The sequence below is a fragment of the Planctomycetia bacterium genome, from assembly GCA_034440135.1.
GTDB lineage: Bacteria > Planctomycetota > Planctomycetia > Pirellulales > JALHLM01 > JALHLM01.
Genome location: JAWXBP010000075.1, coordinates 1 through 10,527, shown reverse-complemented (window position 1 = coordinate 10,527; position 10,527 = coordinate 1). Strand labels below are relative to the sequence as shown.

General features: G+C 59.5%; 8 protein-coding genes and 5 tRNA genes. 11 read left to right on the top strand and 2 right to left on the bottom strand.

Annotated features, from left to right (window positions below):
- Positions 1–249 precede the first annotated feature (249 nt).
- The 3 genes from SGJ19_04385 to SGJ19_04375 all read left to right on the top strand — a co-directional run bounded on the left by SGJ19_04385 (position 250) and on the right by SGJ19_04375 (position 3,253).
- On the top strand, positions 250–1,455 hold the full coding sequence (locus tag SGJ19_04385; GenBank protein ID MDZ4779468.1) for a pentapeptide repeat-containing protein: 1,206 nt from the start codon (positions 250–252) through the stop codon (positions 1,453–1,455).
- Between the two features lie 73 nt (positions 1,456–1,528).
- Positions 1,529–2,008 carry a cyclic pyranopterin monophosphate synthase MoaC gene (moaC, locus tag SGJ19_04380; GenBank protein ID MDZ4779467.1) on the top strand — a complete coding sequence of 160 codons (480 nt, stop codon included), beginning with the start codon at positions 1,529–1,531 and terminating at the stop codon, positions 2,006–2,008.
- A gap of 240 nt (positions 2,009–2,248) precedes the next feature.
- On the top strand, positions 2,249–3,253 hold the full coding sequence (locus tag SGJ19_04375) for a polyprenyl synthetase family protein (protein ID MDZ4779466.1): 1,005 nt from the start codon (positions 2,249–2,251) through the stop codon (positions 3,251–3,253).
- Positions 3,254–3,266: 13 nt separating this feature from the next.
- On the opposite strand, the gene SGJ19_04370 is transcribed toward SGJ19_04375, so the two are convergent.
- Positions 3,267–3,524, bottom strand: coding sequence for a hypothetical protein (locus SGJ19_04370; protein MDZ4779465.1), 258 nt, complete (start codon positions 3,522–3,524; stop codon positions 3,267–3,269).
- 84 nt (positions 3,525–3,608) lie between these two features.
- Positions 3,609–5,027 carry a hypothetical protein gene (locus tag SGJ19_04365; protein ID MDZ4779464.1) on the bottom strand — a complete coding sequence of 473 codons (1,419 nt, stop codon included), beginning with the start codon at positions 5,025–5,027 and terminating at the stop codon, positions 3,609–3,611.
- A 614-nt stretch (positions 5,028–5,641) separates the two neighbouring features.
- Between SGJ19_04365 and SGJ19_04360 the strand changes: the two genes are divergently transcribed.
- From SGJ19_04360 to SGJ19_04325, 8 genes are all read left to right on the top strand, one after another.
- Entirely contained in the window at positions 5,642–7,309 is a 1,668-nt protein-coding gene (locus SGJ19_04360; GenBank protein MDZ4779463.1) for a sigma-70 family RNA polymerase sigma factor, read from the top strand.
- 552 nt (positions 7,310–7,861) lie between these two features.
- Positions 7,862–7,934 (top strand) — tRNA-Thr (locus SGJ19_04355).
- A gap of 152 nt (positions 7,935–8,086) precedes the next feature.
- Positions 8,087–8,169, top strand: a tRNA-Tyr gene (locus tag SGJ19_04350).
- A 6-nt stretch (positions 8,170–8,175) separates the two neighbouring features.
- Positions 8,176–8,246: transfer RNA gene (locus tag SGJ19_04345), tRNA-Gly, on the top strand.
- Between the two features lie 109 nt (positions 8,247–8,355).
- Positions 8,356–8,428, top strand: a tRNA-Thr gene (locus SGJ19_04340).
- A 208-nt stretch (positions 8,429–8,636) separates the two neighbouring features.
- Complete coding sequence (tuf, locus tag SGJ19_04335) at positions 8,637–9,836, top strand: elongation factor Tu (protein ID MDZ4779462.1); 1,200 nt, start codon at positions 8,637–8,639, stop codon at positions 9,834–9,836.
- An 82-nt stretch (positions 9,837–9,918) separates the two neighbouring features.
- Positions 9,919–9,991: transfer RNA gene (locus tag SGJ19_04330), tRNA-Trp, on the top strand.
- 218 nt (positions 9,992–10,209) lie between these two features.
- Positions 10,210–10,527, top strand: a 318-nt coding sequence (locus tag SGJ19_04325; protein ID MDZ4779461.1) for a preprotein translocase subunit SecE, incomplete at its 3' end; no start/stop codon positions are given.

Sequence of the window (10,527 nt, the reverse complement as noted above, 5' to 3'; positions counted from 1 at the left end):
GTTGTAGGGTCATTTGCCGACTCGTAGGTTGAGGCAAGTCCCCTAGCTTGTAATTCACGCGAGGCCTAATTCCTTATTTCCCGCTACGGACATTGAGACGCGGTCGACAGTCGCGGGAACCTTTCGCGGTAGCTCGAAGGGCCGCCGAAACGGGGGTTCGAAGATACTTGCGGTCGCTGATGCAGCAAATGAGAATGGCAGTCGACGCGGGAGTTGCAGGCCAGTTCATTTTTGCCAGGGGCCGATTCGATGAACGCCATTCGTTGCTTGCTGATCCTGGTTGTGGTGGCTGGCCTGTCGGGCATTAGCCGTGCCGACATCTACCGCTGGGACAACGGCGAGGTAATTCCAGGGACGGAGGGGATCACAATGGGTCCTGGCGTGCAACTCGATCATCGCGAGTTGGCCTTCGCTGCACTGGACGGAGACCTGACGAACGCAAACTTCTCCGGATCAAATCTGGCCAATGCGCAGATTTGCTGTTCACTTCAAGACGCCGATTTTTCCGGCACTATTGTCCGCGGTTCCATTTTATATGGAATTCAAAGTGAGCAACTCTATTCAACGCAAAGCTACAAAGATCGGGACTTAAGCGGCGTCTACTTCGCAGGATTCGGCCTGGCTGGCTTGGATCTAAGCCACCAGAACCTTTCCAACTCTGTTTTGCGTTTCGCAAATTTTACCAATTTGGAAATGGTCAATGCTGATCTTACCGGCGCCGATCTACGAAGATCCCTGGGAACACCTGATCCGTCGGTGAATTTGCGTAACGCAATTCACTCTGATGGCGAGATTCGTGGGTTGAATTTGCTCGCCGGCGATACACTGACGTTGCTCACTGCAGACTTGTGCTCCATGGAATGCGGGAGGGTCGGAGTAAAAGTGTCGCAGTCATTTGTAGTTGCCGAAGGCGCTCAGCTGGAGGTCCTGATCCAACAAGGAAAGGGCATCGGATTCCACACGCCGATCGAAATACACGACTCGACCTCAGTGACATTGGGGGGCACGCTCAAAATCGTAGACAGTAAGTGGGGACTTGGACGGCCGATTTCTGGCACTATTGACCTTTTCGATTGGCCGGACCCACTCGACGTCGCGAATCGCTTTGATGCGGTTGTTGCTCCACGCGGTTTACTTGTGGATACCAGCCAACTCTACTCAACGGGCGAAGTCACGCTCTTTCAACCTGACACTAATCTTGATGGTAAGGTCGACATTATTGATTTAAACGACGTCCGAAACAATTTCGGACTATCCGGCGACAGCATTGTTGGGGGGGACACAAACTTCGACCGGCAAGTCGATATCACGGACCTCAACAATGTCCGGAACTTCTTTGGCGCGACTACGCCGCAGGCCGTGCCCGAGCCGTCAACTTTCGCCATCGGTTGCGTGGCGATGGCATCCATCGCGATCGTCTTCCGGAGCGGCAAGACATCTGCCGCACGGTTGTGATGACCGCCCACCGGACGACATGCCACCGCCCCCTCGACTGTGCCCCCGGGGGGTCTACAATGGGCGTTCGATGATGAGTGAATTGACGCATTTCGATGCGGACGGCGCTAGCCGGATGGTGGACGTCGGCCAGAAGCCGGTGACTGCGCGGATGGCCCGAGCGACGGGGCTTGTGCGGATGCAAGTGGCGACGTGGGAACGGATTCGCTCTGGACCGACGGCCAAGGGGGACGTGTTCGAGGTGGCGCGGTTGGCGGGCATCATGGCGGCCAAGAAGACGGCCGAGTTGATTCCGCTGTGCCATCCGCTGCCCCTGGATAGCGTGGAGATTGCCTTTGCGCAGCCCGAGCCGGAAGTGGTTGAGATTTCCGCTACGGTCCGCTGCACGGCGAGAACCGGAGTGGAAATGGAAGCCCTGGTCGCGGTTTCGGCCGCCGCCTTGACGATTTACGACATGGTGAAGGCGATCGACAAGGATTTGGTGATTGGCGAGATCCGGTTGGAGGAGAAGTCCGGTGGGCGGAGCGGGCATTACGTTCGCGGCGCCGGTTAAGTTTGGGTGGGACTCGACGGTTTGTAGATCGTAGATTGGGTGGCGGAATGCTAGGCTCTGTTTGAAGAAACGCTTCGGGTGCCACTGGCGGCTCGTCCGCCAGTGTGCCGCAACGTCAACTCCGGCACTGGCGGACGAGCCGCCAGTGGCACCCAAGCACCGAACGTGGTTTCAGGCGGAGCACAGGCCGACGCGACCCGAGATTGGTTTTGTTTTGGTCAAGATTTGCAGGAAAGCTCGATGACGCCCGTCGCCGCTGTTCGGCCGGAAACTCGCCAGCAACTGGATTTGCTTTACGCCCCGATCCGTGAGGAATTGGCGCGGGTCGAGCAGATTTTGAAGACCGAGCTGCGCAGCGATTACCCGTACGTCGATGAGTTGGTCAAGCATGGCTTCCGCCTGGGTGGTAAGCGGCTGCGGCCGGCGCTGTTGCTCTTGGCGGCGCAAGCCTGCGGACGCGTGACGAAGGATCATCACGTGTTGGCCGCCGTGGTGGAGATGATTCACACGGCCACGCTAGTGCATGACGACGTGCTGGACGAAGCGGCGATGCGTCGGCATTTGGAGACCGTGAACGCTCGGTGGGATAACCAGGCCAGCGTGCTATTGGGCGACTTCCTGTTTACCCATTCGTTCTATTTGGCCAGCACGCTGGAAACCACCTACGCGTGCCAGGTCATCGGCCGGGCGACGAATATCGTCTGCGAAGGGGAACTGCGGCAGATCGATAGCCGGGCGAAGTATTCGCTCACGGAAGCCGAGTACCTGGGCATCATCGAGGCCAAGACCGCCGAGTTGACGGCGTGCTCCTGTTTGCTCGGCGCGCACTACGCTGGCGCCGACAAGCAACTCACCGCTGCGATGGGCCGCTACGGCCGTGCGCTCGGCATTGCCTTCCAGATCGTCGACGACTTGCTGGACCTCGAGGGAGACGAGGCGACGACCGGGAAGTCACTGGGGACCGACCTGGAGCAGCAGAAGCCGACGCTACCGTTGATCCGGCTGCTGGAACAAGTCTCGGCGAGCGAAAAGCCGTCGATCCTGGAAATCCTGACGCGCTCCGGCAACCATCGCCGCGAGGCGCTGCAGCCGTGGTTCACGCAGTGCGACGCACTTGGTTATGCCCGCACGCGGGCGGAGGAATTCGCGACGCAAGCGCGTGCCGAAATTGCGCAGCTTCCCGAAAGCGCGGCGAAGATGGTGGTGGAGGGGTTAACGTACTTTGTGGTGGCGCGGCAGCAGTAGTCGCGTAAATCGCTTAGCCGGACGATGCGTTTACTCGTTCAAGCGATTCTTCCGCTTGTTTCAACGAGCGTTCACGTCGGGGAAGGAACACGTTCGTCACCCAGTCCGGGTGAGGCGGCAGTGCCCTTCCATCTTTCTCCTTGGCCGCAAATAAAGGCCGAAACCCTGCCCATTGCGCATGTGCGCCGGAGTTCAAATACTCATGTCCCTTTGCGATCGCGTCCTCGAGGTGCTTGATGCGATCAAGAATGGACTTTTTCTTCGAATTCAAGGCCGTCGCTCCCACACCGCAATTCTAACTACATGGAGCCACTAAGACACTGCGAGCCACGACACGTTCGCTTTCGAAAAACAATTACCGCACTTTCAGGCGGATGGTTTGGGCGGTGTCGTCCGAGACGGGGACTTTTAGCCGTACCGTTTTCGCGGTCTCGCCGGGTTGCGGCTTGTTGAACTCCAGGCAGTCGATGAGGGTTTCGTCGGCGTTGCCGAAGCGTGAGGCTTGTTCTTCTTCGAGCGTGAAGGCGACGACGACCTGGCGGCCGGCGGGGCCGACTAGGAGGTAGTAACGCCATTCGATCGGCAGGTCGGAGACTACGCCGTGGACCACGACGCGATGCGTAGTGACGCCGAGGCTGTTTTCTGAGGTGGTGGATTCCACGAACTGGCCGAACTCCTCTTCCAGCGACTTTTGGATCTCTTGCTGGAAGGCTTGGATCGTGGCCGTTTGCGTGTGCGAAGCGCCGACGGGCGTGGAGACTTTGGCTTGGGCCAGCAGTTCGCCGCGATCGACCAGCCGCATCGAGACGAGGTTCGGTTCGTCGGTCATGACGTGCCAGCGGCGATCGTAGAGCAGGCGGTAATAGCCCTGCGGCGGCTCGTACTCGAGCATCGCGTGCTCGGGCGCCAGTTCTTGGAGCGCTCCGGCGTCGTTCATGGCGGCGAGTTTCTCGTGCTTCGCGCCGGGTTGGATCGTGATCTGGAGTTTCGCGGTGACTTCCATGCCGGGGCCGACGTGTCCAATGGAGCGGTCTTCTTTCAGTAACAAGCCGACCCAGGTGACGCGTTTTGATTTGAGGTCGAACTTGTAACGGGCTTTGACGTCGATCTTCGTGGTCACGCCTTTGATGGCGCCTTGGATCTGGCCGTTCAGCTCGATCGTGGCGGCATTTCCTTCCACTTTCATGAGCTTACTTTTCAAATCCGAAACGCCGGCGGCGTCGAGGCCGAAGAGCGCGGCGGTGAGTTCGGCGGAATGTTCCCAGGTATCACCGGCGGCGACGGGTTTTGCAGGCAACAGCTCGTCCAGAATGGCCGTGTTGCAGGGCAATTCGATCAGTTCCAGTTCGTCGCGCGTCAGCGGGCCGTCGACGCCGAAAAGTTGCAACACCTTTTCTTGTCCAGCGACGACGATCGAAGCCCGGTCGGGGCGCAGCGTCGGCGTGGTGGTGCGCTGTTCGACTTGGATGGTGGCCGCGCAGGCTTCGTATTCGCGCAACGCGCGCAGCTTGACCCAATCGGGCGTGGCGCGTTGGAAGAGTTTTTCGTGATACTTGGCCGTGCCGGAGGCCGTCATCTTGAGCTTCTCGACGCCGGACTCCCCCACCATTTTGAGGGTGCCGCCGATTTCGAGCGTGGCTTCGACCTTATCGGTATCGCCTGCCTTGCGAGCGCTGGTGAGCGCCTGACCGGCCCCCTTGGCCGTGGTCGTCAACGCGAGCGTCGCCAGCAGGCAGGTCGCGGCAACCGATCGCCGTAGCAGGTGAAACTTCATAGGAAAGGGCTCTTTTTCAGTTCGGAACGGAATGTGCAGATAAGGGCGATCGCAACGGCCACTTTGGCAGCATCGTCTAGGAATTGGGGAAAGTTCAATCCAAAGCGTGCCTCGCGGTCGTCCTGTGCTCCAAGAATCGGGCATAATTCAGTTGGGACTTCGCAATCCATTGTCTGGCAAAGTGTTACGGCAAGTCAAAGCTTGCGGTTGCGGCGAGGCAAAGGAACGGCCAGTCGAGGCGAAATAGAGGTGGGTCGCGGCGGAGCCAGGCTGGGGGAAGTTGGTGAGCAAAAATGCCGCAGTTGCATCAAAATCGAACAACTTCGCGAATGTTGGAAACCTTTGCCCTGGGACTTGAATCAAAAGCAGTGAACTTTTATTCGACGAAACGGCACTTGAATACGTAGAAGGGTTGACGCGAACGGCAAGGGGAACGCGAGTTCTCGAAGGCACTTCGAAAACGAGGACTCAAGCGCCACGAAAATCGTTAACATTTGCGGGTCCTAACGGCCACGATGGGGTGAGGAACCGCGGGACATCTTGGGAACACAGCTTTGTCGGGCGATGGGATCGCATGGAACACCGTCAAGGTTCAGCGCGAAAGAGGTAGCATCATGCACATCACTTACAAGAATCCTGGACTCCGTCAGCTCCGCGACCAGCAGGTCAAGTTCGCGCCGCGCGAACGGCGGATGGAGCAGATCGAGCGCGCCGAACACTTGCTGTCGGAGATCGATCCGAAGCGCACGTATACCTACGAGTATCTGTGCTACCGGATCACCGACTTCCGGCCGAACACGTATCCGGATCTGAAGATCACGGGGCGCGAAGCTCAGCACGACTTGCCGTTGTTTGTCGAGGACCTGTCGGACTCGGCCGACATTCCCGTCAACGATGCGGGCGAGCGGGTGCTGAGCGTCGAGGAATTGGGCCGCATGCTGAACGTCTCGACCAAGACGATTTCGCGTTGGCGCCGCCAGGGTCTGGTCGGCCGCCGCTTTATGGTCGATGGGCGCAAGCGGGTCGGATTCTTGCAGAGCTCGGTCGATCGCTTTGTGCAGGATCATGCGGAGCGCGTCGAGCGGGGCGGCAAGTTCAGCCAGCTCACGCAGATCGACCGCGAACAAATCATTCTTAATGCCCGGCGATTGGCCCGGGACGGAGGCAGTACGTCAGAGATTACCAAGCGGCTGGCCAAGGAAATGGGGCGCAGCGTGGAAACGGTGCGCTACACCTTGCGGCAGTTCGATAAGGATCACCCGGACGCCGCGGTGTTTCCGGATCACACCGGACCGCTGACCGACGAGGGGAAGGAAAAGATCTTCCAGCTCTATCGTCGCGGCACGCCCGTCGAGACGTTGGTCAAGAAGTATGGGCGGACCAAGACCAGCATTTACCGGATCATCAACGAGATGCGGGCGGCGCGGCTGATGGCCCTGCCGATGGACTGCATCACGAACACGTTGTTCGACGAGGCGCATGCCGAGTCGGTGATCATGGGACCGATGCCGGCCGCGGAAGAGGCGCCGCGGAAGACACGATTGCCGGCCGGGTTGCCGCCGTATTTGGCCAGCTTGTACGAGGTGCCGTTGTTGAATCGCGAGCAGGAAATGCACCTCTTTCGCCAGTTCAACTACCTCAAGCACTATGCGGCCAAGCTGCGTGCGGAGATCGATCCGACCCATGCCCGCAGTGCGGACATGGACAAAATCGAACAGCTGCACGATGCGTCGGTGGACGTGAAGAACAAGATCATCCGGGCGAACTTGCGGTTGGTGGTTTCGATCGCCAAGCGGCACGTCGGCATGTCGGACAACTTCTTCGAGTTGGTCAGCGACGGAAACATGTCGTTGATCCGTGCGGTGGAGAAGTTCGACTACGCTCGCGGCAACAAGTTCAGCACGTACGCCTCGTGGGCGATCATGAAGAACTTCGCCCGGACGATTCCGGATTCGCTCAAGCATCGCGACCGCTTTCGCACGACACAGCAGGAGATGTTCCTGGCGGCCGAGGATCAGCGGGCCGATCAGTACGAGCAGGAAAGCGGGCAGCGCCTGCGAGAATTCCAGGTGGGCCGTATTCTGGACAAACTGGACGAGCGGGAGCAGCAGATCATCAAGAGCCGTTATGGGCTGGATGGTCGAAACGAACCGCTGACCTTGAAGGAGGTCGGGGCCGAGATGGGAGTGACCAAGGAGCGGATTCGCCAGATCGAAGCCCGGGCCTTGGACAAGCTCCGCCGGGCGGCCGAAGAGGAAAAGATCGACGATCCGGGCGAGTAATCGCCGGGGACGTCGAATTTGATGCCAGAAAACAGCCCGCGGCGAACCTCGCCGCGGGTTTTTGTTTCCTTGCAGTTGGCACACCCAATAGCGCTGCGTCAGCGTCAGAAGTTCGGGTCTTCAAAACACACGGGTGGCTGGGGTCGAATGTACTCATTCGCCCCCAGGTCAAGCGCGCTGGGGGCGAATGAGTACATTCGACCCCAGCCACCCGCGCTTTTGAGACACCCGAAAAGCAGGATTTGACGAAGCACTAGCCCGACGCGCCAGCGAGGGGGAGTAGACGCCGAACACCGAACGGAGTTTACTCCCCCTCGCTGGCGCGTCGGGCTAGTGGAATCGCCTTGGCGGGTGCGCCCGGGTGGAGATGCCAAAAATGTTGTTCTTGCGCCCCCTCGCCAGCGGGCGGGGGAAATTGTCTAATCGGACCTTCCCCTGGTGCGGGCGGAGTGGATTGAGCGATCACCACCACGGATCGTTTTTCCGCGAGTCTCGTATTGCAGGTCGTCGTTTGTTGGTTATATTTATTGGTTTTCGTGGTGGATCGAATGGGCTAGCGTAGCTCAACTGGCAGAGCAGCTGATTTGTAATCAGCAGGTTGTGGGTTCAAGTCCCTCCGCTAGCTGGTTGAGTGTTCGCGAGACTTCTGGTTGTTGTTTTTTCGGGCGCAACGCCTGAGGGGGCAACAGGTTGCCGCGAAATGAAGCAATAGCGGTCAACGAGGGAGTCGTCCCCCCTGGCTCGCGTGAAACGGATTTCGGTTCCAAGAAAGATCTGGGGGAGTTTCCCGAGCGGTCAAAGGGGTCAGACTGTAAATCTGATGACTTCGGTCTTCGCAGGTTCGAATCCTGCACTCCCCATTGAATGCGGGTGTAGCTCAATGGTAGAGCAGTAGCCTTCCAAGCTTCATACGAGGGTTCGATTCCCTTCACCCGCTTAGGAGAAGTCAACGAGAGAACATGAATTGACGACGGTTTGCGAAGCGGCTGAAGAAGCACGCGTTTCGCGGGCCGCGGCGTGCAGCGTGGGCGGCGAGAAAGTTCATCGCTGCTGTAGCTCAGCTGGTAGAGCGCGTCCTTGGTAAGGACGAGGTCAAGGGTTCAAGTCCCTTCAGCAGCTCTCGGCAGTCGCTCGCGAATGCCCGCGGCAAGCAGGAATACATGCGACCAAGACAGCCAAGTTGTGTGATCGCACGCGCGAGGCCGCCGGTGTGGGATTGAACTCCCGCTGGCCCGCCTGTTGAAACGTCAGTCCGCGGCGCGGGCGATTGAAAATACTTTCCAAAGAGACTGCCAGGTTCGAATCAACGCAGGGAGAAATATCAGAAATGGCCAAGGAAACGTTTGCAAGAACTAAGCCCCACTGCAACGTCGGCACGATCGGTCACATCGATCACGGCAAGACGACGACGACCGGTGCGCTCTTGGCGGTGCAGGCCGCGAAGGGATTGGCCCACTTCAAGTCTTATTCGGATATCGCCAAGGGCGGTACCGTTCGCGACGCCACGAAGACGGTGACGATTGCCGTCTCGCACGTCGAATACGAGACCGAAAAGCGTCACTACGCCCACATCGACTGCCCGGGCCACGCGGACTTCATCAAGAACATGATCACTGGGGCCGCCCAAATGGACGGCGCGATCCTGGTCGTGTCGGCCGCTGACGGTCCGATGCCGCAAACCCGCGAGCACATCCTGTTGGCCCGCCAAGTCGGCGTGCCGGCGTTGGTGGTGTTCCTGAACAAGATCGACCTGGTCGACGATCCGGAATTGCTGGAGTTGGTGGAGCTGGAGCTCCGCGAGCTGCTCACGCACTACGGCTTCCCGGGCGAAGAGATTCCGATCATTCGTGGCGCTTCGAAGCCGGCGTACGACAATCCGAAGGATCCCGAGAAGACGAAGTGCATCTCGGACCTGCTGGACGCGGTCGACGCCTACATCCCGCAGCCGCCGCGTGAAGTCGACAAGCCGTTCCTGATGGCGGTCGAAGACGTGTTCTCGATCGAAGGTCGCGGAACCGTGGCCACGGGCCGAATCGAGCGCGGCGTCGTCAAGGTCGGCGACGAAATCGAAATCGTCGGTTTCACCAAGGAAGGTCGCAAGACCACGGTGACCGGCGTGGAAATGTTCAACAAGACGATGGATCGCGGCGAAGCGGGCGACAATGTCGGCTGCTTGCTCCGTGGCGTCCGTCGCGAAGACATCGAGCGCGGCCAGGTGCTGGCCAAGCCGGGCTCGATCACGCCGCACTTGAAGTTCGAAGCCGAGGTTTACGTCTTGTCGAAGGAAGAAGGCGGCCGTCACACGCCGTTCTTCAGCGGCTACCGGCCGCAGTTCTACTTCCGCACGACGGACGTGACCGGCACCGCGAACCTGGTCGGCGACGCGGAAATGTGCATGCCGGGCGACAACGCGAAGGTGTCGGTCGAGCTGATGAGCCCGATCGCCATGGACGAGGGTGTTCGCTTCGCGATTCGCGAAGGCGGCCGCACCGTCGGCTCGGGCGTCGTCACGAAGATTTTGCAGTAACGCGACGCCCTCGGGCGAAGCGGGAAATGACGTTAAATTTCGCGCGGCGCGGGTCCCCTGGGACTCGTGCCGCCGGATTGTTAGGGGCGTAGCTCAATTGGCAGAGCGCTGGTCTCCAAAACCAGAGGTTGCGAGTTCGATTCCCGCCGCCCCTGCTTGGCTGTTGGCCGCCGCCTGGGCGCGGCCCTGGAAGTCGAAGAAACAGAAATCGGCGAGCGAAAGATCGAGAAACCGTCCTGAACGCCGTGGCACGGTCGGGAGACCGTGCCGCAACGAGGGCTTGGTGAGGCGGCTTTCAAGGTTTGTTCGTTCGTCGGCGGCGTAGCAGCCTTCTGCATCGCATGGACCGCGGTGGCGAAAGGAAATGGAACTCATGGCGACAGAAAAACAATCGAGCGTCGGACTGCTGTTGCGGGAAGTGTTCCGCGCGGACGTGTACAAGCGCAGCCAGGGGCGGATCGCCCGGCAGGTGACGTTCGCCGTGCTGGCGTTGTTCGTGCTGGCGGGGATCTGGTCGTTGAATAACGCCCTCGTTTCGATCGGCGCATTCAGCTTCCTCGAACGCAATGCGACGGCTGTCCGGTACGCTTTGAACGCATTCTTGTTGGTCGCAGGCTTGTGGATTTGCTACCGAATCGTTAACTTTTCACGTTTCGCCGACTTCTTGATTTCGGTCGAAGTGGAGATGAAC